The organism is Streptomyces sp. NPDC056486 (assembly GCF_042795295.1).
Lineage (GTDB): Bacteria > Actinomycetota > Actinomycetes > Streptomycetales > Streptomycetaceae > Streptomyces.
This window is the reverse complement of the sequence record NZ_JBHTSF010000088.1, coordinates 14,786-38,948: the sequence shown is the minus strand read 5'-3', so window position 1 is coordinate 38,948 and position 24,163 is coordinate 14,786. Positions and strand designations below refer to the sequence as shown.

The following is a 24,163-nucleotide window of genomic DNA, read 5'->3' as shown; positions in this document are numbered from 1 at the left end:
ATCGCCGGACAGGCTGAGAGATTTCAGCCTGTCCGGCGATTGAGGACGAACTCGGCGAAGCCGGTGATGACGGCACGTACAAGGCACCTGGCCCCCGCGCCGAGCGGGTTCTTGGGAAGGGGTGGGGTTGGGGACTAAAGCGTTTCGAGGTCCACCGCCCGTGCCATCGCCCGATACCCCGCGTCATTCGGGTGCAGGTGATCCCCACTGTCGTACTGGGGGGCAATCCGCTCCCCGTCAGCCGGATCCGCAAGCGCCCTGTCGAAGTCGACATACGAGTCGTACTCCCCCGAAGACCGCACCCACTCATTGAACTCGCCGCTCACCTTCGCGGCCCGCTCCCCATAGTGATCAGAGCCCCCCAGCGGCAGCAACGTAGCCCCCACCACCTTGACCCCCTTCGCATGCGCGGCCCGGATCAACTTCCGGTGCCCCGCGATGAGTTCACCGGTGCTCACCTCCGGCGCGGGTTTGTAGGTGGGCGTATCGCTCTCGCTGAAGCCGATGTCGTTCAGTCCCTCGAGAACGACCACAGTCCCCACCCCCGGAAGGGACAGCGCGTCCCGCCCGAACCGGGCCGTACCCCTCTCGCCGTACCAGGCCGAGTCGTTGAGGACGAGGTTGCCGCCGATACCGGCGTTGAGCACCGGCCGGGGCGTGCCCGCCTTGGTGAGGCGTTCGGCGAGGGCGTCGGACCAGCGGCGGTTGAGGTCGGTGGAGGAGGCGAAGCCGTCGGTGATGGAGTCGCCGAAGAGAACGACGCCCTTGCCGTGGCCTGGCTCCTTGCCGCTCACATCCACGCCCGACAGGAAGTACCAGGACTCCGTCGACTCGTCGAACGCCCCCGCCCCGGAGTCCCCGACATGATCGCCCTGCGCCCGGTAACTCGTCGCGAACGACTGCGCGTGGAACGTGGCGGGGCCCGTCGTACGGGCGAGGTGCAGGGTGACGGTGACCGACTCGAAGGGCTTCAGGTCCAAGCCCGCCTCGTCGCTGGAGAGTTGGCCTCGTGCCGGGATCGAGACCGACCGCCTCCCCTCGAACGTGAGCCGCCGCACCGAGGCCTCCTCGACGGCGGCCCCCTTCTTCGTACGCGCGATGGTCGCGCCCGCGATGTGCAGCGGCGATGTGCCGTACGCGTTGGAGAGCCGGATACGGGCTCTGTCGCCGCCCTGGGTGACGCGTACGACCTGGCGCAGGGTCTGACCCGAGAATCCGTCCTCCGACCAGTTCGGCTTGAAGCCTGTACTGGCGCGCTGCGGCGAAGCCGCCCAGGCGGCGGTCCAGGCGGGCCCTGGCAACGACTTCGAGCCCGCCGCCTGGGCCCCCGTGACGGCGAGACCGGCCGTCAGGGCGAGCGCGGCAGCGGCGACGACAGCGGATGTGCGAGTGCGCGGAAGCATGGGAATCTCCGGGGAGTTGAGAGGAGTGGCGCCGTCCGTCGGCCGGACTCCTCAAAGATCCGCCACCGCCACCCCCCGATCAACGGCGTTCCGTGAAACGATCGGCACGCTCAGGCTTATCGATGCAGGTCACAGCCGTACGAGGTGGGGGAGAAGCTATGGAACGGCAAGAGCTTGAGACCTTTCTGACCCTGGCCGAAGAACTCCACTTCGGCCGCACCGCCGAGCGCCTCCTCCTCTCCCAGGCGCGTGTCAGCCAGACCGTGAAGAGGCTGGAGCGCAAGATCGGCGCCCCGCTCTTCGAGCGCACGAGCCGCAAGGTCGAGATGTCCTCGCTGGGGCGTCAGCTGTACGACGACCTGGCGCCGCTGCACCTGAGGATGGAGGCCGCGGTCGCCCGCGCCAAGGACGTGGCGCGCGGCGTCGAGGGCGAGCTGACCGTCGCCTTCCTGGGGTCGGGCGCGGGCTCGCTGACCTCCGCGATCCTGGAGACGTTCCGCGGACGCTGCCCGCGCTGCGACATCCGGATGCGGGAGACCCAGTTCGGGGACCCGCTCGGCGCGCTCCGCAGCGGCGAGGCCGACGCGCTGTTCACCTGCCTGCCCGTCGAGGAGCCGGACCTCACGGTCGGGCCCGTCGTCATCAACGAACCCCGCATGCTCGCCGTGCCACTCGGTCACCGTTTCGCCCGTCGCGGCAGCGTGTCCCTCGAAGAGTGCGCGGGCGAGACCTTCTTCGGCGTCGTCAACGGCGCGCCCGCCTACTGGTGGGACTTCCACATCCCGCCCCGCACCCCCAGCGGCCTCCCGATCCGCCGCGGTCAGTCCGTCGCGGGCTTCCAGGAGCTGATGACGCTGGTCGCCACGGGGCAGGGGGTGTCGCCGGTCGTCGCGTCCGTGGAGAAGTACTACTCACGGCCGGACATCACCTTCGTACCCCTGGACGACGCTCCTTCGGCCGATGTCGCACTGATCTGGCGTACGGCCGCGGCGGGCACCCCGCGCCTGGACGCCTTCGTCCGCGCGGTGCGCGACACGGTCGCGGCGAACGGCGGGCCCGCGGCGTTCTAGACGCGGCGCGGTGCAGGATGCCGTGCGTGACCGCTGCCCTGACCTACTCCGCCGCATTCATCACCTTCTTCTCCGTCGTCGGCCCGCCCAAGGTGCTGCTCGCCTTCGGCGGCCTCGCGCAGAACCACCCGGTCCGCGAGCTGCGCACGATCGCCCTCGTCTCCTCGGGGGCCGCCGTCGTGGTGGGCCTGATCGTGGGCTTCACCGCGCCGTGGCTCCTTGAGCTCTTCCACATCTCCACCCCCGCGCTGCAACTCGCGGGCGGTGTCATCTTCTTCATCTACGCCGTGGGGCTCGTCCTCGGCGTCCACCTCGGCTCGGACCACGCGAACCAGGACGCCCCTGATCTCGTCAGCGGCGTACGCGAACTGCTGATGCCGTACATCGTGAGCCCGCTCGCCATGACCGCCGTACTGATCGAGGCGGCGGCCCGCGACACCTGGACCTGGCGTTCAACCGTCGTCGGCGCGTACGTGACCGTGGTCGCCCTGGATCTGGTGTGCGTGGTCCTCCTGGCGCGCATCCTGCGCAACACACATCACGCGACGATCGAGCTCTTCGGCCGTCTCCTCGGCCTGCTGCTCGCGGCGGTCGGCGTGGACCTGGTCCTAGACGGGCTCGGGGCGCTGGGGGTGCCGGGCCTGAACCGCGAATGACCCGCTCATGAGGCCGCCCCTTGGACCTCCTCCTCGTTCTCGATCAGCATGTCCGGGCGTCCCGTCACCAACAGCCAGGCGGGCAGGGCCGCGACGCACAGGACGGGCAGCAGTTCGAGGTCCATCACCACGACGGCCGCCGTGAACAGGCTCAGCCAGCCCTGCCGGGTCGTGGCGAGCAGGATGCCGAGGATGGCGCAGGTGATCGCCAGGGCGGGCGGTACGGCGTCGACGAGGGCGTGCGCGAACATGCCGAGGGCCACGCCCACGAAGACCGCGGGGAAGATCCGCCCGCCCCGGAAGCCGCAGGCGGCGGCCACGCAGAGGGCGAGCAGTTTGACCAGGGCGAGCAGCAGCAGGTTGCCCGCGTCGTGGTCGGATGCGTGCGTGGTCAGCTCCTTCATCTCGTCCAGGCCCTTGAAGAGGGTCAGATGGCCGCCGAGCGCGCCCAGGGCGCCGAGCACGAGACCGCCCACGGTCAGCATCAGTACGGGGTGTCCGAGCTGGCGGAAGACGCGGTGGAGGTAGGGGAAGGCGTACACGGCGCACAGCCCGATCGCGGCCGCCGCCGTGCTGATGACCATCGCGGAGAGCAGGTCGACCCAGCGCGGCCCGCCGTAGGCCTCGACGTCGATCTGGAACGTCGGGTGCGCGATGAGGACGGTGGTCAGCGCCCCCGCACCCGCCGCGACGAGCGGCGCGAACAGGCGGTCCCACAGGGGGCGCGGGTCGGGTCCTGGGGCGGTGACGGTCTCGGAGAGGACGAGCGCCGCCGCGACCGGCGTACCGAAGAGGGCGCCGATGGTCCCCGCGGCGGCGAGGGCGACCCAGTCACCCGCGGGTGTGCGGGGCATGGCTTTCATGCCGAGTGCGTAGGCGAGGGCGATGTTGATCGCTGTGATCGGGTTCTCGGGGCCGAGGCTGACGCCGCCCGCGAGGCCCACGATGACGGCGAGCGCGATACCGGGGAGCACGCGGACGGGCAGGGGCGGATCGACCAGGCCGAGCGTCGCGGGATCGGGCCCGGCGTGCCCGGGGATCTTCCACACGATCAGACCGACGACGAAACCCGCCGCGGTGAGCGCACCGAAGATCCACCCCACCGACGTCCCGGACACCCCGACCGCGTCCGGCAACGTGTCCCACAGCAGATCCTGCAACCGCTCGGCGACCAGGCTGAGCAGCAGCAGGATCAGGCTGGACCCGACGCCGACGAGCAGGGCGGGCACGACGAGCGGGAGCAGGGCGCGGGCCTGCGGTGTCATGGGCCCCTCCGGGGCTGCCTCTGCCTCGCGTCCGGTCAGGGGGCGGTGGGAGGAGGCGTGGTGGGAGGAGGCTTGGGTCCGGTGCCACCGAGGTTGGAGCCACCGGGGTCGGAGGCACTGGGGCCTTCGGCGAACGGGCCGGGGCCGCTTGAGGTGGGCCTGGGGCCCCAGCCGCCCGCTGCCGCCGTGTCGCCCGGCGGAACGCCACGGTCACGGTGACGGTCGGGGTGGTCCGTGCAGAGCGCCCAGATGACGAAGACGCCGATCGCGATCGAGATCAGCGCCCAGATCGGCTGGTACGGCAGCCACATGAACTGCAGGACCACGGCGAGCGACGCAAGGGCGATACCGCTCACCCGGCCCCAGGCCGCGCCCTTGAGGATCCCGTAGCCGGTCACCGCGACGAGGATGCCGAGGATCAGATGCAGCCAGCCCCACGCGGTGAGGTTCAGCTTGTAGACGTAGTCCCCGATGCGCGCGTAGACGTCGTCCTTCGCGATGCCCGCGATGCCTTCGAGGATGCCGAGGATGCCGTTGACCAGCATCAGGACACCGGCGAACATCGTGCCGCCCGATGTCCAGGAGCTCGCGCCCGCGCCCCGCGGGTCGGTCGTGCCGCTGCTGCTGCTGCCGCTGCCGCTGCTGCTCATGGGCACCCCTTCTCTGTTGCTCTGCCGACAGGAATTCACAGCGTGTGACAGCCCTCCGGGGGTGCGCGAGCGGGCTTGGGCCGAACGGGTGGGGGTGGGGTTGCACGGAGGCCGGCCCGGGGCCGCGCATCATCAGCGCGCGTCGGCGACAGTCCGGGTGATCTCCGCCGTCATCCGCCGGATCCCGGGCGAACGGGTGGGGCAGGGGCGGGACTTGGCCGTGGTCGGTGCCAGGCAGAAGTGCAGGTAGTCGTCGCTTCGGTGCAGGGCGGTGCGGCTGCGGCCCTGCTCGGTGCAGTACGCGGGGTGGTTCCGCTCGTACGTGGTGCACGGCAGTTTCTCGACCCAGGTGTGCCGACCCGACGCCGGGGCGACCGTGCGGCCCGCGTCGGCGACGATCCCGCCCGAGGCCCGCGCCTGCGCCTCGTAGATGCCGTTGACGCGCCGTACGCGGTCGGGCGTGATCGGGTCGGGGCCCTGCAGCACCCACACGACGCGCGGCCGGTCCGCCCCGCCTGCGGCGTCGTTGATCTGCGAGGTCAGCTCCTTCGCGTCGGCGGCGTACCGGTCGAAGTACTTCTCCCGCGCCTTGTCGTACGTGATGCCGTCCATGCACGGCGTATAGCCCCACGCGTTGCCCCAGAACTGGAGCACCACGACGTCGGGCCGCTCCGCACGCACCAGCGCGGCGGCCTTGTCCTTGTCGGGTACGAGGGAGTCCTTGCCGGTGCCGTCGAGGTAGTCGCAGAGGGTGGTGCCGGAGTAGGGCGCGCTGCGGTAGCGGGCGCCGAGTTCGGCGCGGAGCTGGTCGCCGAGGACGGTCTGGTTCTCCATGGCGAGAGAGTCCCCGAGATAGAGGACCTTTGAGGCTTTTGTCCGAGACTTTTCTGCGACGCGGGGGCGGACCGTCGACGACCGTGGCGACGGGGACGGCGACGGGGGCGGGGTGGCGTCGGCGCTGGGAGCTTTCGGGGCGGGGGCCGGGGCGGCCTCGGACGAGCCGGGGTCACCGCACGCCCCGAGGAGCAGCACGGCGGCAAGCACTCCACCGATCCACGGCTTGCGCATACGCCAACTCCCGTCCGGGCGACCGAAAGAGGCCCCAAGAGGCCCCCGAGCGGCCCCAAGGCAAGCACAGACGCACCCGCGTGAGAAGACACCGGGGAGCGCTTCCGGCCTCGCATTACCTCGGACGTAATCGACCCGCCCTCGGCCGCCCGGCAAGCTCAACTCATCGAAGGAACAACCCCGATGACCGAATCACAGGAGGCACCCGCCATGTCCGCACACGACACTTCCGCGTACGAGACCGCTGTCGCCCGCTACTTCGAGGCCTGGAACGCCGAGGGCGCCGAGAACCTGGCCAAGGCCGTGGCCGCCGCCTGGACCGAGGACGGCAGCTACACGGACCCGTTGGCCGACGTCGCCGGGCACGAGTCCCTCGCCGCCGTGATCGAAGGGGCCCACGGGCAGTTCCCGGGCTTCGAGTTCCGGCAGACCGGTGCGGTCGACGGCAACCACCACATCGCGCGCTTCGCGTGGGAACTGGTCTCGGTCGCCGACGGCTCGGCGCCCGTCGCCGGATTCGACGTCATCGCGCTCGCCGAGGACGGGCGTATCCGTACCGTGCACGGCTTCCTGGACCGCGTGCCGACGGCCTGAGCGGCGGCGACCCCATCCGCTCTACGAACTACTGCTGGTCAGCGCGCCACGTACTGCGTGAGGATCGCCTGCACCTCGTAGATGTCGACGCCCTTGGTGAAGGTCTTCTGGATCGGCTCGTGGGTGCCGGAGATCCAGATCTTGAGCTCGGCGTCGAGGTCGAAGTGTCCGGCGGTCTCCACCGAGAAGTGCGTGATGCTGCGGTACGGAACCGAGTGGTACTCGACCTTCTTGCCGGTTATCCCCTGCTTGTCGACGAGGACCAGACGGCGGTCGGTGAAGAGCATGGTGTCGCGGATCAGCAGGAACGCGGCCTGCACCTGTTCGCCGTGGCCCAGCAGACGCGCGTAGTCCTGCTGCGCGGTCGCCGGATTGATCGTGTGCGCGTTTCCGAACAGTGCCATGAGAGACCCCCACTTATGGAACTCAAGTGAACTCGAATGAACTCACAGGAGCCTTCGACTCTAACGCGCGGCCTGCGGGCGTGAGATCGGACGCGGGCCTCGGCCCCACTTAGGATCGCGAAGATAGCATCACTACCGGGGAGCGCTCCCCACTTGGGGCGATCGGTAGGCAGGCGGCAGTTGGGTGGCAGCCATCCGGATGGCAGGGAGAGTGATGACGACCGGCGACTCACACCGCGCGACGCCCCCGCGGCGACGCGATGCGCGGCGCAACTGGGATCTCTTGGTGGAGGCGGCCCGCGAGGTGTTCGCCGAGCAGGGGCTCGAAGCGCCGCTGGACGTGATCGCCCGCCGGGCAGGCGTGGGGAACGCGACGCTCTACCGGAACTTCCCCACCCGTGCCGCCCTCATCGACGCCGTCTTCCACGACCTGCTGACCGGCACGATGGCCGCTGGTGAGCAGGCCAGGGCCGCCCCGGACGCCTGGGCCGCGCTGAACGACTACTTGCGGGCCGTCTTCGTCACGCTGGCCGCCGACCGCGGAACCAACGACCTCATGACCACTCACCTGCAAGGCATCGAAGCGCTCCAGGCCGTCCACGCCCACAACCGCGAGACGATGGACATCCTGCTGAACCGGGCCCGCGAGCAGGGCGCGGTCCGCGCCGACGTCACCACCGAGGACGTGCTGTTCGCACTCGCGGCTCTGGGCCGAGCCATCCCGGCCCTGACCATCGCCACCGCCGCGATCGCGCCCGACGCCTGGCGCCGCCCCCTGGCCCTGTTCCTCGACGGCCTGCGCGCCTCGCCGGCCTCGCCCGCGCTCCCCGCCCCCGCCCTCACAGCCGCCCAACTCGGCGACGTACTCATGGAATTGGGCCCACACCGAACACCCCGAAGCACAAGCACCTGACGTCGGCGCCCGGCGTCAGCGCCTGACGTCGAAGGTGGCGGCGCGCGGCACGAACGTCGTGCCCCCGTCCTTGGCGGCCGCTCGCGCGGAGACGTACCAGGTGCCCTGGTCCAACTTCGCCGCCTCCTTCTCCGTGACCTTCAGCGTGTAGGTGCAGCGGGAGGTCTCGTCCGTGGTGCTGCTGCACGTGGCGCCCTCCGCCCTCCGGAGCTCCGCCTCGGTCGGGTCGAGCTTCGAACTGGCGGGCCAGGCAAGGACCTTGAGGCCCCGGATGCCCGAGTCGTCGCTCACGTCCGCGGTGAAGGTGAGCGAGCCCGTGATGCCGCCGTCGGGCGACGGGGCGACGTAGCGGGCCGAGGCGTTCTCCAGGGTCGGCTCCGTCGGGGCCGAGTCCGAGGCCATGGCGATTCCACCGGCGGCGATTCCGCCGACGACGACAGCACCGATGAGCGACGAGACAACAATGCGCTTGGACATGGAAGTACCCCCTGAATTAGTCATGCTGAATTAGCCGAATTAGCCGAATTAGCTGAATCGGCAGGGAAGAGAGATTCGCCGAGCCGATGGATCCGACGGCCGGTCGCCTTCTCGATGTGATCGAGACTATGGCGCGACGCAGGGCGCCGACCTCGGGCTGACGGACGATTGCCGTCTCGAACCAGAGGTAGAGGAGGCCCCATCGGCGTCCACCGACCGGGGTGCGCCGCCCGCACCTATAACCCAGGTAAGAGGGGCACGGAGCGACATCCGCCTCACGCCGGAGCCGATCCGCTCACCCGCGGTCATAGCCTTGATCTGTCATGAATCGAACCGACGACCGGCTGCTCCCGGTCCTGCTGATCTGCGCCCAGGCCGTGGTGTGGCCCGGTGCGCCGCTGGTGCGCGGGGCCGTTCCTTCCGGGGCCGCCCTGCTCGTGGCGGCCCTGGTCGCCGGAGTGGTGACGGCCGCGCTCGCCCTCCGCCGTATCCGCCCGGTGCTCACGCTCGTCGTGGTCGCCGTGGCCTGTGCGCTGGGTGCCGGGCCGCTGCCCGCCGGGGCTACGGCGCTGCTCGGGACCGCGGGTGTCGCGCTCGCCCTGTTCACCGTGGCGACCGAACGCGACACCTTCACCGCCGTGACGTGCGTGGTGGCGCTCGCGGTCTGGCAGCTGCTGCAGGACATCACCCTGCACGGCCTCAGCGACCGGAACGGACTCGACCTCGTCCTGACCGCTCTCCTCTACGCCGCCGCGTGCGCCGCCGGCTTCCTCGTACGGCGGACGAGCCGCGCACGGCAAGCGACCGAAGAGCGGCTGAAGCGGGCCGAGGCGGAGCGCCACCGGCTCCCGGCGGTCGAACGGCGCCGTATGGAGCGGGAGTTGCACGACGTGAGCGCCCATCACCTGACGGCGGTGGTGGTCACGGTGGGGGCGGCGCTCGGCCTGCGCGAGCGGCGCCCCGAACTGGCCGATGAGGCAGCGGAGTTCGCGGTCGAGACCGGCCGCGAGGTCACCCGGGCACTCGGCGCGGTGCGGGCTCCCGCCCCCTCCCGAGAGGAACTGCCGTCGCCGCAGGAGCGACTGCGGGGCCTGGTCGCGGGCTTTCGCCGCCTCGGCCAGCAGGTGGACGCGGAGATCGCCCCGCTGCCGGACGGCGCCGTCGCCGACGCGGCGTACGGCATCGTGCGCGAGGCACTGACCAACGTGGCACGGCACGCTCCCGGTGCGTACACGAAGGTGCTGTGCCGGTACGGCGAAACCCGCACGGACGTAGTGGTCACGAGCACGCCACCACAGGCGGGTGCGGAGGCGGCGGCCCAGGCCCAGGCCCAGGCCCACGGGGCCGGCCTGGGCGGGGGACGCGGCCAGGGGTTCCTGCGGTCCCGCGCACGGGAGGCGGGCGGCACCTTGCACAGCGGCCCGACGGAGGAGGGCGGTTGGGAGGTGCGCGCGGTTCTGCCCGGCCGGACCGCGGCCCCGGTGGAGCAGCCCGCGACGTGGAACTACCGCCTGGCGCAGCTGACGGCGGCAGCGGGCCTCGTCCTGCAACCGCTGCTCCCGGCACTGGTGATCAGGGCGGATACGGCGTCCAACGCGCAGCACGTGTCCGCGGGCGTGCTCTTCGCGCTGCTTGCGGCGGCGCAGGCGGTCGCGCTGCTGTGGCTGCGCCGGGCGCCCCTCTCCGCCCAGGCCGGCCTGCTCGCCCTGGCCCCGCTGTGGCCGGTGGCGATGGTGGCGGGCGACTACACCGGTCCTGCGGCCCTGCCGCCCACGCTGAGCATGCTCGCCACCTGCGCGGCCCTTGCCGCTGAGGCGGCACGTACGCCCCCTGCCGAGAACCGCGCGCTCTCGTGGACCCTCACGCTCGCGGCCGTGGTGGTGCACGCGGGAGCGGCGACCGCCGCAGTCCTTGACCGGGGTACGACGGCTCCTGCATGGGCGGTCGCCGTGTGGGCGACGGCCGGAGCAGCCGTGGCTGTCGGCGCGGCACGCTGGGGCGGGACTCTGGCACGCCGACGCGGCTCGGCTGCCAGGGGTACTCAGGAGAAACGCCTCGCCACCTGGACCGAGGAGGCCGTCAGGGACGCGTGGGCCGAGCGCCGCAGGATCGCCGCGGGCCTGGAGACGACGGTTCTTGCGCGCACCGCGGACATGGTCACGGAGGCCGAGGCGGGCAGGCTCGACGAGACGGCCGAACGGGCCCGCGACGCGCTGGCGGCGATGCGCGCGCTCCTGGACACGGTCCGCGAGGCGGAGGGAGAAGGGGAAGGGGAGGGAGCGGCAGAAAGGGGAGGCGACCTGCGGCCGCAGCCCACCCTCCAGGCCCTGGATCTCCTTGCCCACCAGGTCAGGGCGACCGGCCGCGACGTGGAGGTACGGCTGACCGGCCGCGTGCCGGACCGCCTCCCCACCGCGGTGGACCTGGCCGCCTACAACGCCGCCGAAACGCTGCTCGCGACCGGCGGCGATGAGCCCGCGGTGCTCGTACTGGACGCGGACGGAGATACGTTGACGCTGACGGCCACCGGAGTGTCCGGCTCCGCGGTACCTGTCGTACGGGAACGGCTCGCGGCCCGGGTCGAGGCACTCGACGGCACCCTGACCACGATCCCGGCGGGCACGATCAGCCTCAGGCTGCCACTCGCGCCGCGGACCGACGAGGAAAGGGAACGAGACGAGGAAAGGGAACGATGAGCCTGAAAGTGCTGGTCGTCGACGATCAGGGCATCGTGCGGGCGGGGTTCGCCGCCGTGATCGACGCCGAGGACGACATGACGGTGGTCGGCGAGGCGGCCGACGGCGTCGACGCGGTACGGCTCGCCGCGGAGCTTGCGCCCGACGTGGTGGTCATGGACGTACGGATGCCCGAACTGGACGGCATCGCCGCGACCCGGATCATCACGGGCCGCAAGGACGCACCCCGGGTCCTGGTCCTGACCACGTTCGACCTCGACGCGTACGTCTTCGACGCGCTGCGCGCGGGAGCCTCGGGCTTCCTGCTCAAGGACGTCCACGCGTCCGAACTGCTGCAGGGCATCCGGGTGGTGGCGGCAGGCGAGAGTGTCCTCGCCCCGTCGGCGACCCGCAGACTGATCGGCCACTACGCGTCAGGTCCTGTCACCGGCGCGGGGGCAGGGCCGCACGACCTGGACACCCTGACCGGCAGTCAGCGGAACGTCCTTGCCCTGCTCGCGTCCGGCCTCAACAACGCGGAGATCGCCGATGAGCTGGGTATCACGGTCGGCACGGTGAAGTCCCATGTGAACGCGCTCCTGCGGAAACTCGGCCTGCGCGACCGGGTACAGGCCACGATCCTCGCGTACGACCTGGGCCTGGCCCGCCCGAACCCACCGGGCCCGCACCTCTGACGACATCAAGCGCCCGCGCCTCTGACGACGTCCAGCGCCCGCACCTCGACCACACCGTTACGGAGGCGTCCACCGCCATGCCCGGAATCCCTGACCGCCGCCGCCCCAAAGCCGGCGCCATCATCGCCATCGCCTACCTCGCGGTCTGCGCAGCCCTGCTGGTGTGGGCGCTGGTGGTGACCGCGGCCGACAGCTCGGACGAGTCCATGGCAGGCGTCATTCCCCTGCTCGCCACGGCCCCGGCCAGCTTCGTACTCCTCGTACTCCCGGACGGCGCCGCGATGGTGATCCTCGCGGTCGCCGTCGGGGCGCTGGTCAACGCGGCGATCATCAACTGGTGCGCGCGTGCGCTGAGCCGGGGGCGGGGGCGGGAGTGAGGGGGAGCCGGTGACCCGGTGAGCCGGTGAACGGCACGCTCGCCCGGTTACTGCTTGCCGGTGCCGACCGGGTCCACGAAGACCTCGCCGTCGGCGCCGACCGGGAGGTTGAGGTCGGTCGACAGGGACTTGGAGTGGGTCTCGTTGGGCGGGGTGACCTCGATGGCGCTGACGTACACCGGGTCCTCGCCGGTGCCGTCGTTCGTCGGGGTGTGCAGGGTGAAGCGGGTGGTCTCGCCGGTGTTGAGGACGACGGCCGGAGCGGCGAGCTTGCTGCGCTCGGCGCTGAGGGGCCCGGAGGCGTCCTCGGACCTGAGGTCGACGCCCGGGAAGCCCTTGAGCGAGCAGGTGTCGCTCTTGTTCTTGAGGCTGACTATGAGGTCGCCCTCGGCCATGCCGTGGGAGGTGCTGAAGGCGAGGTTGGCCGTCTTGCAGTTGCCGGTGGTGACCTGCCCGCCACCGCTGCCCTGACCGGCCGCCGTGGTGGCCGAGTCGCCGCTGGTGGTCTTGGCGTTCTTGCCGGACGCGCTGCTGCCGCTGTCGTCGGAGGACCCGGCCGAGGAAGAGGATGACGAGGAGGAGGACGAGGAGGACCCGGAGCCGGAACCGGCGCCGCTCGCGTCGGAGCCCTTGTCCCCCTGGCAGGCGGTGAGCGAGAGACCGGCGGCGAGGGCCACGGCGGCGAGGGTGAGGGTCTTGGCGCGCATCGTTTCTTCCCTACGGTCGGTGCCGTCTGTCCGGCACGAGTGAGCGTTACTGATCACCAAGACCCGCTCGCAGGTGGAAACGTTCCGCTCGACCACCCCCTAATACATGCCTGTTACACACGATTGTCGGACGCGGTGGCAGCGCGGGGGAACCACGGCCGGACGCGTACGCCTCAAGCCCGACGGAAACCCGCCGCCTCCCTGCCGATCAGCCCCATGAAATGGGGTTTTACCCCCACCGGAGCGCCGATTTCGCACGCGCCACAGCACACGGGACCGCCGGTTCCAGCAGCTCTCGCCCGCGGACCTCCACGCCTGTCGCCCGCCGGGACAGATCCGTAACAGGCGGGCCCTTGAAATCATTTGCCACCGCAGACTCACAGAAGGCCGACAAGGATCCCTCCGCCCGACTTGAGGGAGTCGCCTGCCTGCTTCGTGCTCCCGGATCTGTCGGCCGCTTGTGCATTGTCATGAGCCCTTTCGTGGACGTCCCCTTCTCGGAGCGGGGGGCCTCCAGTCGGCGATCTCCGCCTGCGAAGTTCCAAGGCGTTCCACGTGACGGCGGAAGGCCTCTTGGTGCTCCTGGTACGAGCCTGATTGTTCGGTGGGCCCGAGGTCCGTTTCAGTCCGCTGTACCCAACGCAGGGTGTCCTGGAGAGCTGTGAGCAGCGCAAACGTCGATTCGGTACCACCGGCGTCGACGGGCGAACCAGATTCGAGCAGAGCGAGCAGCACCTGGGCGCGCTCATGGGCGTCCCACCCTGCCCACCCCAGGACCGTGCCCGGGGACAGCGGGGAGAGGGGCGGAAGGAAGGACGTGAAACGTTCATTGGGGACGTCGAGCTTGCCGCGCTGTTGCCAGTAGGAAGGCCTCATGAAGTCGGCGGACGTGTAGCGAGGGGGTACAGAACGGGCAGCGCCGACCCGCTCCCGACGGTCGGCTGTCGCGTCTCCTCGTCCTCCCTGACCCGACGCCCATTGGCGATCCCACTCGGCTTCCCAGACGTTCCGCTTCGCCAGGCCGGTCTCCTTGTATCGGAGGGCTGGTGCCGCAGGGACGTGTGTGTCATTGAGCAGGCTCTGCACTACGTCCAGGATCCGGGTGCCAGGTGAGTGACGCGCTGCGAGCACGGCGAATTCCGCATCGGTTTCCAGCAGCTTGGCCAACTGCTCCACAGTGCGTGTGACAGGACGACGTTCTCCCTTCGTCGTCTCGAACCACAAGTCCGGTCCCTCGCACCGATACAGCATCCGATCCCGCAGTCCCACCCGGAGGAAGTGTTGCCAGCCGGGGGCCGACCACCGGTGCTTGTGCTCCGGCTGTTCCAACAGCGCCAGGGAGTCGTGCTGTTCGATGGCTTCGATGCGGCGTTGCACGAGCGCCCGATATGCGGTCGGCCAATGCAGGGGAATCTCGGTCGTGGGGGTTGCTCCGTGACGGTCGAACCACGCCTTGGAGACCAGTCCCTTTTGGACCTTACGGGCCAGCACGATCTCGAACGCCCGCTGGCCCACCTCGATCGGTGGTGTCTCGGTCAACGGAGAGACCAAGTCACAGTCACCGGGAAGCAGTCCGTACGACTCGTACACCTGCCAGTCGAGCTCCTCCTGTGCGGACATCATCCGGGAATGGATCGAGGCCCATCGGTTCTCCGCGGACTCGAAGAGTTCTTGATCGAGAGGCGTGTGCGTATCGGTGATCGACGATGACAGCTTCGTGAGGCTGGTCGCCATCGAGTCGAGCATCGCGGTGCGCTCGAGGGGAAAGTCGGCAGGCAGGGGCAGTTCGTGCAGGCGCGTCGAGGTGAACTCAAAGATCCTCTCCCACGCCTCGCCGCCCCGGAGCTGGTCGGCTCTGGGTTCTCCCTTGCTTTGGCTCATGTGCTTGAGCCAGAAGCAAGCGGCCGAGCTGTTGAGCACGCCCAGCAATCGGAGGTGATCGGCCTCCGAAGCCGAGGACGGGAGCTTCAGTACGGGTGCTGAGTTCAGCGGGACCAACGCGCCTCTGAGCAGACCGAAATGAGGGTGGGTTGCCACCCAGGGGAAGGCAATCGACCAGGGATGTACGTTCCGGTTCGACGCGACCTGGTGCCAGTCGTACCAGGCAGCGGAACTCTTGATGCCGGGACGTTTGACGAGCACTGACCAGTAGGGCCGCAGCCGTCGGTGATGCCCGGGGAAACGCGACAGATCAATGGCCTGGGGCCGGTCGCCGCCTCCACCCCGTGCGCGGGGAAAGAAAGCACCGGATTCGCTGCGTACCGACCAGTCACGAATGCCGGACCCGGTCACGACCTGTACGCAGGCTTCCCGCTCGGCCCCGGATCGTACGAACGACTGGAGTGGAGCGCAGAAGACGTCATCGGATCCTGTAGCGGCCTGATAGCCGATCCGGGCTACGCGTTCACCGAGCCGCTCCCCCTGCTCCATCCGGCGCAGCAGATCCCTGCTGGCCGGGTCCGTCAGGCTCCAGGGGAAAGTGGCCAGCTCACTTCGCTGCTGGAAAAAGGACTGGGCCCAGCGATCTTCGGCGGCAGCGGACCCGCCTGACATGCGGAGCAGAGACTGCCACACGAGTCCTTCACTCGGCACTGACGGCATCTCAGGCTCTCCCTGCCTGCTGACTACCAGATACACCGGCACCTGCGGATCCGGTTCACGATTGCGCCCGATGAGTACGACGGTCGGTGTGGCGTGCCCGGGGAGATAGGCACCAGAGGTGTCGACGACCCGAGAGACGTCGACCCTCGACAGCACATGCTCGATGAGCGGTCGGCCGAATTCTCGTTTCATGAACGAGTTGGACGTCAGCAGACCCACGTACCCGCTATTTTTTCCTGCCGCCGCGAGTTCGAAGGCCCGCTCGGTGAAAGGCACGTTGAGTGCGTACTTACCTCTGCAACTCACGTAGGCATCGTGGTACAGAGCGGAGAGCGACTTGTCCTTGACCGTGAGGTACGGGGGATTCGACACCACGGCGTGATAGGAAACGTGGCCGAGCAGGTCGTACCGGCGCGAGTATTCGGAGAACTCCGTCCTGGGGGAGAGCGGCGGCAGTTCCTCCGGGGTGAGGTCCACGACGTGCGGAGCGTCCCGGCCCTGGAGGAGGGAGTCTCCCGCCGCAACGACCACGGGCACGTCGGGGACCATGCTCAGTCGCCGCTCACCGGTGGCGTTCATGGCGGCTACCAGAAGCCGGAAACGCGCGATGCTCACCGCGCACGGGTCGATGTCGACCCCGTGGACAGACCGCAGTGCCCGGGCAGCCCGCTGCCAGGGGCTCATGTCCGGCTCGGTGTCGGTCCACAGTTGGAAGAGACGGTGGAAGAGGCCCAACAGGAAAGCGCCTGAGCCGCAGGCGGGGTCGATGGCCCGGAACCCTGGCAAACCGAACTCCGCGACCGCCGGTTCGACCGCGAGATCGAGGATCATGTCGGCCACAAAATCCGGCGTCGCGACCAGTCCGTATGACCTCATCGCCTGTTCGTCGAGTACGGCGTAAAGGTCTCGAAGGAATCGGGTATCACGCGCCTCATCCGTGAAGTCGTGCACAAGGGAGCCTTCAGGGGACCTGCGGAGCCAGAACGACTGAAGCGTCCGAAGAGCCTGGTCGCTGGGGGTGATCTTCCACATCGGGTTGCTGTGCGGGCTGAGCGCCTGCCCCATGACGGGCAGAGAACGAACCCGCGCCAGCACGTCGAACACGGACTCCTTTGCTCGTGCCTCCGAAGTGGGCGAGCCGTCTTGCGACTCCTCGACGGCCAGAAGAGCGGAAGCATCGAGCATTCCGTTGTCCTCGCAGAACCTGATCATCGTCAGGGTCAGAAGCCAGGAAGCAGCCGCACGGCCGAGCTGCTCTTCCCTCCACGCCTCCCAGGTCGCTGACGTTGTCCGTTCTTCCCTCACGCGTGCGTAATCGCTGTGGAGAACGGCAGCGACAGAGCTCTCCTGCGCTCGTGCCAGCAGATCACTCCTCAGGTCCGCCATCAGCCCTCGCAGGTCCCGGCAGAGGAGTTCGCTGGAGATCACTGGCAGCTTCCCGTTCAGTCGATCCGTGGTGGCCTCTCCTTGAGGGCCGGCCCCGTTGCGGCGAGATTACCAGCGAGAGGGCGCCATAAATGCTTGAGAGTGTTAGCGGTACCTTCTAGGCTCACGGGGTGGTAGTCGACCGGCTGCCGCCCTGGGCTGAATCGTGCGTGGCGAGTGGGTTGGCGTGCCTGGGTCGGCGATGTGCCGACAGGCCCTGCACGGCTTCCCCTGCTCGTTGGCCGTTGAGGGAGAGGCAGTTCCATGAGTGGTGAAAGTTCAGACTTGCGAGGGCTTTGGCTTGCGTTAATCGCCCTCTGTGCCGCCATCGGCGCCGTCGTCGCGTGTGCGGTCTTCTGGGAGCTGGGGCAGGGGGCGGCTACTTCCCTGGCGGCTGGGGGCGTGACGTTTGTCAGCGTCATGACTCTCGGCTTCGGCGCGCGATCGTTTCTCTCTGGTTGAGCAGAAGACCTTGGCGAGGAGTACACTCCTTAGGAGTCCATTCCTAAGGAGTGTCTTCGGTGTCGGGTTATACGCGTTCGAGCAAGCCGGCCCATGTCTTCGACCGGAGTGCCGAGTGGGACGCTCTCGTGGCTTTCGCGACCCGGCCGCTGCCGCATGCCATGCTCGGGATCGTCAGCGGTAGGCGGCGTATGGGCAAGACCTACTTGCTGCGCGCCCTGGTGGAGCAGCAGGGGGGCTTCTATTTCGGAGCCACTGCGGCGACGGAAGCGGAATCCCTGCGCCAGTTCTCCGCGGCTCTTGCCGATCATGTGGGGTCGCCGGTCCCTTTTGCTTTTGCCACCTGGGATGACGCCATCTCCTACCTCTTCGGGCTGGCCTCGCCGCGAAATTCTCAGGTTCCCCTGCTTGCGGTGATCGATGAATTTCCGTACCTGGCGAAGACCGCTCCAGAGCTTCCGTCCATAATCCAGCGAGAGGTCGACCGGTTTCAGGTTGAGGAGAGCCGGATGAGGCTTCTTCTGTGCGGGTCGGCGATGTCCGTCATGGGCGGGCTGCTGGCGAGTACCGCGCCGTTGCGGGGACGGGCACAACTAGAGCTTGTCGTACGGCCCTTCGGGTACCGGGCGGCCGCTGAATTCTGGGGGGTCGCCGATGCTCCCGCGCTCGCGGCCCGTCTCCATGCGGTGGTCGGTGGCACGCCTGCGTACCGGCGACAGTTCCTCGCGGACGACGTACCCACCAGGCTGGAGGAGTTCGACGACTGGATCTGCCGTACGGTTCTCTCGCCCTTCAGTCCGCTCTTCCGGGAGGCCCGGTATCTGCTTGCCGAGGAAGCGGACATCCGGGACACGGCCTTGTACCACTCAGTTCTTGCCGCAGTGGCCCAGGGAAATTCGACACGGGGTGGGATCGCGGGGTACATCGGCCGCAAGTCGGTGGACATCTCACACCCCCTCCACGTCCTGGAGGACAGTCACCTGCTGGTACGGGACGCGGACATCTTTCGAGCAGGGAAGTCCGAGTACAGAATCACCGAGCCGCTGATCAATTTCTACGAGTCGGTGATGCGACCCGCCTGGGCGCGATTGGAAAGCGGACAGGCTCAAGAGGTGTGGGCACAGTCTGCGGAACGCTTCGCGTCGCAGGTGGCCGGACCACACTTCGAGACGGTGTGCCGTGAGTACGTACTTGGGCCGGGCAGGGCCCTGCTCCGCTCGTCGTCGGGGGAGGTAGGCAGCGGGGTGGTGACAGACCCGGCAGCACGGCGGCAGACGCAGATCGACGTAGCCGTGGTGGAACCCGGGTCCGGGGGCAGGAAGCAAGCAGTTCACCTGCTCGGCGAGGCGAAGTGGGGCACCGTCATGGGGCTGAGTCACCTGCAGCGGTTGGCTCGGGCGAGAGAAGTCCTCACCGCGCGCGGCATGGACACCAGCCGATGTCAGATCGCCTGCTTCAGCGCAGCCGGCTTCAGCGACTCGCTGCGAAGTGAGGTGTCGCGTGGGGCGCTGGGCGAGGATGGTGTGCTGCTTATCGGCCTCGACGAACTCTACGGTGGGGCGTTCCGGGCACCGCTTGACTGATCGACCATCAGGCACGCGACAAGCACGCGACACCTGATGGTCGGACAGCAACAAAGCCCCGGGCCGATGGCCCGGGGCTTTTGTGTGGTGGATGCGATGGGGAGGAGGGGCGCTTACTGCTTGCCGGTGCCGACCGGGTCGACCGTGACGGTGGCGACGGACTTGTCGCTGACGGGGAGGTTGAGGGAGACCGGCAGGGACTTGGAGTGGGTCTCGTTGGGCGGGGTGACGACGATGGTGGTGATGTCCAGGCCGGAGCCGCCGGTGTCGTTGCGCGGGGTGTGGAGGGTGAAGCGGGTCGTCTCGCCGCCCTTGAGGGCGACGGCCGGGGCGGCGAGCTTGCTGCGCTCGGCGCTGAGGCCGCCCGGGCCGCTGTCGGCCTTGAGGTCGACTCCGGGGAAGCCCTTGAGCGTGCAGGCGTCGCCGCCGGTGTTCTTGAGGCTGACCATGAGGTCGCCCTCGCCCATGCCGCGGGAGGTGCTGAAGGCGAGGTTGGCCGTCTTGCAGTTGCCGGTGGTGACCTGCCCGCCACCGCTGCCCTGGCCGGAGGACTCCGCGGCGGTCGATTCGCCGTCGGACGCGCCGCTGTCGTCGGAGGACCCGGCCGAGGAAGAGGAAGACGAGGAGGAACCGGCCGAGGAAGAGGAAGACGAGGAGGAACCGGAGCCGCTCCCGCTCGCGGTGGAGTCCTCGTCCCCCTGGCAGGCGGTGAGCGAGAGACCGGCGGCGATGGCCATGGCGGCGAGGGTGAGGGTCTTGGCGCGCATCGTTTCTTCCCTACGGTCGGTGCCGTCTGCGTTCGGCATGAGCAAGCGTTTCTGATCACCAGGACACGCCCGCCCGGGGCAAACGTTCCGTCCGGCCACCGCCTAATACCTGCCTGTTACACGGAATCGCTGGGAGCGGGGGTGTCGCCGCCGCGTGAGCGCCCCCGAGCCCGGGCGCCGCATGCCGGTTCGCCGGTTTCCGCGACTCTCGCCATGGTCCTCCACGCCGGCCGACCCTTGGGACGGATCCGTAACGGGGTCGGGCTCGCAAGCCAGGTCCCGCCAACGAAAAAGGCCCAGGTCGCTGACCTGGGCCTCAACTGTGGAGCGGGTGACGAGAATCGAACTCGCACTCTCAGCTTGGGAAGCTGATGTTCTACCACTAAACTACACCCGCGAAAAACACCGTCTGTGGCGGTGTCATAACGTCGCACACTCTACCTCATCCCAGGCCCCGGGCGCTTTTGCCCCGGGGTCTTCGTGCTGTCCGGGGCGTGGATGGCTCTGCGGGGTGCGGGAGTTGGGGCGTACCGTTAAGGGCCGGAGTGCCGCCTGGAGGGGCGCCCTATTCGTCCCGTAATGTGGCCTCTCGTCGTCGACTCGCTCGCGAGTGGAGTGCGGCGAGCTACGAGCTCAACTACGGCTTTGGGGAAGGGACTCGAGGACTTGATGGAGCGCACCGTCGTCCGATGTGCCGAAGGGCACGTGTTCAGCACTGCTTCGTTCCCGATGCAGAAGGCCGACCGGCTCGGACCCGGCCGGCTTATCCGCTGTCCACGCTGTGCCCGATTGCGGCATGCCGTGCCGGTCGCGTCGCAGAAGCGGTAGCGGTAGCGGTACAGCGGGGCAGCGCAGGAGCAGGAAAGCAGAGAACGGCAGGCAGCGCGCGGGGCGTCCGATTGGGGCGGGCCCGCGCGCTCTGCGTATCCTCGGTGCGTGCTTCTCTCAGACAAGGACATCCGGGCCGAGATCGACACCGGACGAGTACGGATCGATCCGTACGACGAATCCATGGTGCAGCCCTCAAGCATCGACGTGCGGCTCGACCGCTACTTCCGGGTGTTCGAGAATCACCGCTACCCACACATCGACCCCTCCGTGGAGCAGGCCGACCTGACGCGGCTCGTCGAGCCCGAGGGCGACGAGCCGTTCATCCTGCACCCCGGCGAGTTCGTGCTCGCCTCGACGTACGAGATCATCAGCCTCCCCGATGACCTCGCGAGCAGGCTCGAGGGCAAGTCGAGCCTCGGCCGGCTCGGGCTCGTGACGCACTCCACCGCCGGGTTCATCGACCCCGGTTTCTCCGGGCACGTCACCCTTGAGCTCTCCAACCTCGCGACGCTGCCCATCAAGCTCTGGCCCGGAATGAAGATCGGTCAGCTGTGTCTGTTCCGGCTGACCTCGCCCGCCGAGGCGCCTTACGGCTCGGAGCGTTACGGGTCGCGTTACCAAGGGCAGCGCGGGCCGACCGCCTCCCGTTCCTTCCTCAACTTCCATCGAACCCAGGTGTGACATTCAGCATGAGTGACGTGCGCGAGAACCTTACGTACGAGAAGTTCGGCGGCGCGGTGCGCGAGCTCGCGCAGACCATCGCCGACGACGGGTACCGGCCCGACGTCATCATCTCCATCGCCCGCGGTGGCGTCTTCGTCGCGGGCGGGCTCGCGTACGCGCTCGACTGCAAGAACATCCACCTGGTCAACGTGGAGTTCTACACCGGGGTCGGGACGACCCTGGAGATGCCGGTCATGCTGGCGCCCGTGCCGAACGCGATCGACTTCACCGCCAAGAAGGTGCTCATCGCCGATGATGTCGCCGACACCGGGAAGACGCTGAAGCTCGTGCACGACTTCTGCCTCGACCACGTGGCCGAGGTGCGCAGCGCGGTGATCTACGAGAAGTCGCAGTCGCTGGTGAAGTGCGAGTACGTCTGGAAGCGCACCGACGACTGGATCAACTTCCCGTGGAGCGTCGAAGAGCCCGTCGTGAAGCGTGCCGGGCAGGTTCTCGACGCCTGAGGCGCGAGCGAGAGGTGTCTACGACGAAGGGCCCCGGCGGATTGCTCCCCCGGGGCCCTTCTTCTTTTCAGGTCCGCGCTTGCTAGAACGTACCCAGCTTGATGATCGAGAGCAGTGCGAGCAGCTGGATCGACGCCGCTCCGAGCGCCTTCGGCCACGGCAGGTCGTGCGACTTGCTCACCATCGCCGTGAGCAGCGCGCCCGCCGCGATCCAGGTCACCCAGCCGAGCAGCTGGACGAAGGGCTGGGCGCCGCCGAGGAACATGGCGACGACGACGCGGGGCGCGTCCGTGATCGACATGATCAGCATGGAGAGGCCGACCGTCGGCTGCCAGGCACCGGCGCCGCCGAGCTGGCGGGCGAGCGAGTGGGTCACCACGCCGAGGATGAAGGCGCTGATCGTGATCGCGACCGCTGTCATCAGGACGTACGGAACGGCCGTCGAGAGCGTGGCGGTGATGGCGTCCTCGCGGGCGCCGTCGAAGCCGAAGATCGCGAGGAGGCCGTAGAGGAACGTCACGATGACGGCCGGGGCCCACATCGCGTAGTCCCGCATCTGCAGGAAGGTCGGACCCGGGCTCAGCACGATGCCGCGCAGCAGGTCCTTCCAGTGCAGGCGCGGGCCCACGGGCGGCGGGGCGGTCTGGCCCGCGCGGTAGGTGTCGCCCTGGTTGTACGGGTCCGCACCCACGGAGAAGGCCTGGGTGTGACCGGGGTTGTTGGCGGCGTACGGATCGAAGCCGCCCTGGGCGCCGCCCTGTCCCCCCTGGCCGCCCTGGCCCCCGCGGCCCTGGCCGCCAGGGCCGCCGAAGTACTCCGGCTCACCGTGATTGCCGTGGTTGCCGCCCGCCTGCGGCCACTGCTGCCCGCCGTATCCGCCTTGGCCGCCGCCCTGGCCCTGGCCGTACGGCGGTTGACCGCCGTACTGCTGGGAGGGCGGCTGAGGGTAGCCGTACGGAGGCTGCTGGCCCTGGGGGGCCTGAGCCTGCTGTCCGTACGGTTCCTGCCGCGGTCGTTGTTGGGGGCGTCCTTGCGGGGTGCGGTTGTCCCGGCCGCGTCCGATCCTGAATCCAGCCACGAATCGAACGTACCTGGTCTGGAGGGCCGAGGTCGTCCCTCCCGGGGAGGAGAGGAGGGTTTGCCGCTGACCTGTGACAACCCCTAGGGGGACCCTGAGGGGTTTTCCCCCGGGTCGGCATGACCGTCGGTTCTGGAGCGCTGGAGCGTCGACGCGCCGCGAGTCGCACTGACACAGATCGTCAACTGATTGATTCTCACTGGTCTGGTCGCTGTCCCGGTCCTGCGAAAGGGTTCCAGGAAGGCGGCAGTGCGGCATGTGCGCACTCGATCTGCTGCCGCGCCGAGTGTTCAGGCGCACCCACGACAGAAGGAAACACACCCCTTATGCGCGCCCTTGTGGTCGATCACAGTGAGGCCGGACCCGTCCGGTTCGCCGATGTCGATGAGCCCGTGCCGTCCGCCGGTGAGGCGTTGGTGGAGATACGGCACATCTGTCTCAACTCCGGAGAGCTGAACTACGTGGACCAGTGGCCGGCCGGCGCTGTGCACGGTCACGACGCGGCCGGCGTCGTGGTGCGCGCCGCATCCGACGGCTCGGGGCCGCCGGAAGGTACGCGCGTCGCAGTGGGAATGGCTCCCCACGCGTGGGCGGAGCGGGTGGCGGTCAGCCCCGCCTCGCTCGGCACCGTCCCCGAGGGCGTGGACCTGGCCGACGCCGCCGCGCTGGGGATCGCCGGAGTCACCCCGTTCCGGGTGCTGCGCACGCGTTCCCTGCTGGCGCGCAACGTTCTGATCACCGGCGCCAGCGGGGGCGTGGGGCACTTCGCCGTCCAGCTGGCGGCGCTTGCGGGCGCCCGGGTGACGGCACTCGTCGGTTCGCCGGAGCGGGCCGCCGGACTCCGTGAACTCGGCGCCGACAAGGTCCTGACCGACCTGACCGACCTGGCCGAGACCGGGGACCGGTTCGACCTCGTCCTGGACACGGTCGGCGGGCCGCTGGTGGCCCAGGCGTGGAGTTCCCTCGCCGAGGGCGGCACCATCCACCTGGTCGGTTACTCCTCGGGGCAGGAAACCACGTTCCCGTCAGGGGACTTGTTCGGCTTCGGTGAGCCCCGCAGCATCGCCACCTACGGCGACATGACACCGACCGGCGGGGAGCTGACGGACCTGCTGGGCCTCATGGCCGCCGGGAGGCTCTCGGCGCCGGTCGGACTGCGAGGCGACTGGCACGACGTGGGCGACGCCGTCCAGGCGCTGTTCGCGCGGAAGGTGCACGGAAAGGTCGTTCTTGACGTGTCCTGAAGCTGTGGACGAGGACACATACGTCGTCGGC

At 69.0% G+C, this 24,163-nt stretch carries 20 protein-coding genes, 1 tRNA gene and 1 pseudogene; 11 read left to right on the top strand and 11 right to left on the bottom strand.

What is annotated here, in order from left to right:
- Positions 1 to 134: 134 nt before the first annotated feature.
- Positions 135 to 1,403 carry an SGNH/GDSL hydrolase family protein gene (locus tag ACFQ7F_RS29115; protein WP_383276323.1) on the bottom strand — a complete coding sequence of 423 codons (1,269 nt, stop codon included), beginning with the start codon at positions 1,401 to 1,403 and terminating at the stop codon, positions 135 to 137.
- 158 nt (positions 1,404 to 1,561) lie between these two features.
- Here ACFQ7F_RS29115 and ACFQ7F_RS29110 point away from each other — a divergent pair, with 158 nt between their 5' ends.
- Both ACFQ7F_RS29110 and ACFQ7F_RS29105 read left to right on the top strand, forming a co-directional pair.
- Positions 1,562 to 2,473, top strand: a complete 912-nt coding sequence (locus ACFQ7F_RS29110) for a LysR family transcriptional regulator (protein WP_383276320.1) — start codon at positions 1,562 to 1,564, stop codon at positions 2,471 to 2,473.
- A gap of 26 nt (positions 2,474 to 2,499) precedes the next feature.
- Positions 2,500 to 3,129: a MarC family protein gene (locus ACFQ7F_RS29105; protein ID WP_383276317.1), complete on the top strand. Its 630-nt coding sequence runs from the start codon at positions 2,500 to 2,502 to the stop codon at positions 3,127 to 3,129.
- Positions 3,130 to 3,134: 5 nt separating this feature from the next.
- Here ACFQ7F_RS29105 and ACFQ7F_RS29100 read toward each other — a convergent pair whose 3' ends face one another.
- The 3 genes and pseudogenes from ACFQ7F_RS29100 to ACFQ7F_RS29090 all read right to left on the bottom strand — a co-directional run bounded on the left by ACFQ7F_RS29100 (position 3,135) and on the right by ACFQ7F_RS29090 (position 6,112).
- Entirely contained in the window at positions 3,135 to 4,394 is a 1,260-nt protein-coding gene (locus tag ACFQ7F_RS29100) for an ion channel protein (RefSeq protein WP_383276314.1), read from the bottom strand.
- A 230-nt stretch (positions 4,395 to 4,624) separates the two neighbouring features.
- Positions 4,625 to 5,044 (bottom strand): annotated as a pseudogene (locus ACFQ7F_RS29095) (hypothetical protein); the annotation flags it as partial.
- Between the two features lie 132 nt (positions 5,045 to 5,176).
- Positions 5,177 to 6,112 carry an SGNH/GDSL hydrolase family protein gene (locus tag ACFQ7F_RS29090; protein WP_383276311.1) on the bottom strand — a complete coding sequence of 312 codons (936 nt, stop codon included), beginning with the start codon at positions 6,110 to 6,112 and terminating at the stop codon, positions 5,177 to 5,179.
- 210 nt (positions 6,113 to 6,322) lie between these two features.
- Here ACFQ7F_RS29090 and ACFQ7F_RS29085 point away from each other — a divergent pair, with 210 nt between their 5' ends.
- Positions 6,323 to 6,706 (top strand): nuclear transport factor 2 family protein, encoded by a 384-nt coding sequence (locus ACFQ7F_RS29085; RefSeq protein ID WP_383276329.1) that lies wholly within the window; start codon positions 6,323 to 6,325, stop codon positions 6,704 to 6,706.
- A 38-nt stretch (positions 6,707 to 6,744) separates the two neighbouring features.
- On the opposite strand, the gene ACFQ7F_RS29080 is transcribed toward ACFQ7F_RS29085, so the two are convergent.
- Complete coding sequence (locus ACFQ7F_RS29080) at positions 6,745 to 7,110, bottom strand: PH domain-containing protein (protein ID WP_361190664.1); 366 nt, start codon at positions 7,108 to 7,110, stop codon at positions 6,745 to 6,747.
- Positions 7,111 to 7,324: 214 nt separating this feature from the next.
- Between ACFQ7F_RS29080 and ACFQ7F_RS29075 the strand changes: the two genes are divergently transcribed.
- On the top strand, positions 7,325 to 8,023 hold the full coding sequence (locus tag ACFQ7F_RS29075; RefSeq protein ID WP_383276308.1) for a TetR/AcrR family transcriptional regulator: 699 nt from the start codon (positions 7,325 to 7,327) through the stop codon (positions 8,021 to 8,023).
- Between the two features lie 15 nt (positions 8,024 to 8,038).
- On the opposite strand, the gene ACFQ7F_RS29070 is transcribed toward ACFQ7F_RS29075, so the two are convergent.
- Positions 8,039 to 8,500: a DUF5707 domain-containing protein gene (locus ACFQ7F_RS29070; protein ID WP_383276304.1), complete on the bottom strand. Its 462-nt coding sequence runs from the start codon at positions 8,498 to 8,500 to the stop codon at positions 8,039 to 8,041.
- A gap of 323 nt (positions 8,501 to 8,823) precedes the next feature.
- Between ACFQ7F_RS29070 and ACFQ7F_RS29065 the strand changes: the two genes are divergently transcribed.
- The 3 genes from ACFQ7F_RS29065 (at position 8,824) to ACFQ7F_RS29055 (ending at position 12,247) form a co-directional block, all read left to right on the top strand.
- Entirely contained in the window at positions 8,824 to 11,196 is a 2,373-nt protein-coding gene (locus ACFQ7F_RS29065) for a histidine kinase (protein WP_383276301.1), read from the top strand.
- Positions 11,193 to 11,870, top strand: coding sequence for a response regulator (locus tag ACFQ7F_RS29060; RefSeq protein WP_383276298.1), 678 nt, complete (start codon positions 11,193 to 11,195; stop codon positions 11,868 to 11,870). The genes ACFQ7F_RS29065 and ACFQ7F_RS29060 overlap by 4 nt, the downstream gene beginning before the upstream one ends.
- Before the next feature lie 77 nt (positions 11,871 to 11,947).
- Positions 11,948 to 12,247 (top strand): SCO4225 family membrane protein, encoded by a 300-nt coding sequence (locus ACFQ7F_RS29055; RefSeq protein WP_383276295.1) that lies wholly within the window; start codon positions 11,948 to 11,950, stop codon positions 12,245 to 12,247.
- A 47-nt stretch (positions 12,248 to 12,294) separates the two neighbouring features.
- Here ACFQ7F_RS29055 and ACFQ7F_RS29050 read toward each other — a convergent pair whose 3' ends face one another.
- Both ACFQ7F_RS29050 and pglX read right to left on the bottom strand, forming a co-directional pair.
- Positions 12,295 to 12,954 (bottom strand): DUF4232 domain-containing protein, encoded by a 660-nt coding sequence (locus ACFQ7F_RS29050; protein WP_383276293.1) that lies wholly within the window; start codon positions 12,952 to 12,954, stop codon positions 12,295 to 12,297.
- Positions 12,955 to 13,422: 468 nt separating this feature from the next.
- A complete protein-coding gene (pglX, locus tag ACFQ7F_RS29045; protein ID WP_383276290.1) occupies positions 13,423 to 16,983 on the bottom strand; it encodes a BREX-2 system adenine-specific DNA-methyltransferase PglX in 3,561 nt (1,186 codons plus the stop codon).
- Positions 16,984 to 17,501: 518 nt separating this feature from the next.
- Here pglX and ACFQ7F_RS29040 point away from each other — a divergent pair.
- Positions 17,502 to 19,025 (top strand): ATP-binding protein, encoded by a 1,524-nt coding sequence (locus ACFQ7F_RS29040; protein ID WP_383276287.1) that lies wholly within the window; start codon positions 17,502 to 17,504, stop codon positions 19,023 to 19,025.
- Between the two features lie 113 nt (positions 19,026 to 19,138).
- Here the strand turns inward: ACFQ7F_RS29040 and ACFQ7F_RS29035 are convergent, their stop codons facing one another.
- Positions 19,139 to 19,792 (bottom strand): DUF4232 domain-containing protein, encoded by a 654-nt coding sequence (locus ACFQ7F_RS29035; RefSeq protein ID WP_383276284.1) that lies wholly within the window; start codon positions 19,790 to 19,792, stop codon positions 19,139 to 19,141.
- 323 nt (positions 19,793 to 20,115) lie between these two features.
- Positions 20,116 to 20,189: transfer RNA gene (locus ACFQ7F_RS29030), tRNA-Gly, on the bottom strand.
- 539 nt (positions 20,190 to 20,728) lie between these two features.
- Between ACFQ7F_RS29030 and dcd the strand changes: the two genes are divergently transcribed.
- Both dcd and ACFQ7F_RS29020 read left to right on the top strand, forming a co-directional pair.
- Positions 20,729 to 21,304, top strand: a complete 576-nt coding sequence (gene dcd / locus ACFQ7F_RS29025; RefSeq protein ID WP_383276281.1) for a dCTP deaminase — start codon at positions 20,729 to 20,731, stop codon at positions 21,302 to 21,304.
- An 8-nt stretch (positions 21,305 to 21,312) separates the two neighbouring features.
- Positions 21,313 to 21,810, top strand: a complete 498-nt coding sequence (locus tag ACFQ7F_RS29020) for a phosphoribosyltransferase (protein ID WP_383276278.1) — start codon at positions 21,313 to 21,315, stop codon at positions 21,808 to 21,810.
- Positions 21,811 to 21,892: 82 nt separating this feature from the next.
- On the opposite strand, the gene ACFQ7F_RS29015 is transcribed toward ACFQ7F_RS29020, so the two are convergent.
- Positions 21,893 to 22,888 carry a Yip1 family protein gene (locus tag ACFQ7F_RS29015; RefSeq protein WP_383276275.1) on the bottom strand — a complete coding sequence of 332 codons (996 nt, stop codon included), beginning with the start codon at positions 22,886 to 22,888 and terminating at the stop codon, positions 21,893 to 21,895.
- Positions 22,889 to 23,214: 326 nt separating this feature from the next.
- On the opposite strand from ACFQ7F_RS29015, the gene ACFQ7F_RS29010 reads away from it, so the two are divergent.
- Positions 23,215 to 24,132, top strand: coding sequence for a zinc-binding dehydrogenase (locus ACFQ7F_RS29010; RefSeq protein WP_383276272.1), 918 nt, complete (start codon positions 23,215 to 23,217; stop codon positions 24,130 to 24,132).
- Positions 24,133 to 24,163: the final 31 nt, after the last annotated feature.

Bases quoted from the DNA above. Each gene is read 5' to 3' on its own strand.
- ACFQ7F_RS29075 (WP_383276308.1), top strand. From the start codon at position 7,325: ATGACGACCGGCGACTCACACCGCGCGACGCCCCCGCGGCGACGCGAT.
- ACFQ7F_RS29065 (WP_383276301.1), top strand. From the start codon at position 8,824: ATGAATCGAACCGACGACCGGCTGCTCCCGGTCCTGCTGATCTGCGCC.
- ACFQ7F_RS29050 (WP_383276293.1), bottom strand. From the start codon at position 12,954: ATGCGCGCCAAGACCCTCACCCTCGCCGCCGTGGCCCTCGCCGCCGGT.
- ACFQ7F_RS29055 (WP_383276295.1), top strand. From the start codon at position 11,948: ATGCCCGGAATCCCTGACCGCCGCCGCCCCAAAGCCGGCGCCATCATC.
- ACFQ7F_RS29020 (WP_383276278.1), top strand. From the start codon at position 21,313: ATGAGTGACGTGCGCGAGAACCTTACGTACGAGAAGTTCGGCGGCGCG.
- ACFQ7F_RS29085 (WP_383276329.1), top strand. From the start codon at position 6,323: ATGTCCGCACACGACACTTCCGCGTACGAGACCGCTGTCGCCCGCTAC.
- ACFQ7F_RS29060 (WP_383276298.1), top strand. From the start codon at position 11,193: ATGAGCCTGAAAGTGCTGGTCGTCGACGATCAGGGCATCGTGCGGGCG.
- ACFQ7F_RS29035 (WP_383276284.1), bottom strand. From the start codon at position 19,792: ATGCGCGCCAAGACCCTCACCCTCGCCGCCATGGCCATCGCCGCCGGT.
- ACFQ7F_RS29010 (WP_383276272.1), top strand. From the start codon at position 23,215: ATGCGCGCCCTTGTGGTCGATCACAGTGAGGCCGGACCCGTCCGGTTC.
- ACFQ7F_RS29080 (WP_361190664.1), bottom strand. From the start codon at position 7,110: ATGGCACTGTTCGGAAACGCGCACACGATCAATCCGGCGACCGCGCAG.
- ACFQ7F_RS29100 (WP_383276314.1), bottom strand. From the start codon at position 4,394: ATGACACCGCAGGCCCGCGCCCTGCTCCCGCTCGTCGTGCCCGCCCTG.
- ACFQ7F_RS29090 (WP_383276311.1), bottom strand. From the start codon at position 6,112: ATGCGCAAGCCGTGGATCGGTGGAGTGCTTGCCGCCGTGCTGCTCCTC.
- ACFQ7F_RS29115 (WP_383276323.1), bottom strand. From the start codon at position 1,403: ATGCTTCCGCGCACTCGCACATCCGCTGTCGTCGCCGCTGCCGCGCTC.
- ACFQ7F_RS29070 (WP_383276304.1), bottom strand. From the start codon at position 8,500: ATGTCCAAGCGCATTGTTGTCTCGTCGCTCATCGGTGCTGTCGTCGTC.
- ACFQ7F_RS29110 (WP_383276320.1), top strand. From the start codon at position 1,562: ATGGAACGGCAAGAGCTTGAGACCTTTCTGACCCTGGCCGAAGAACTC.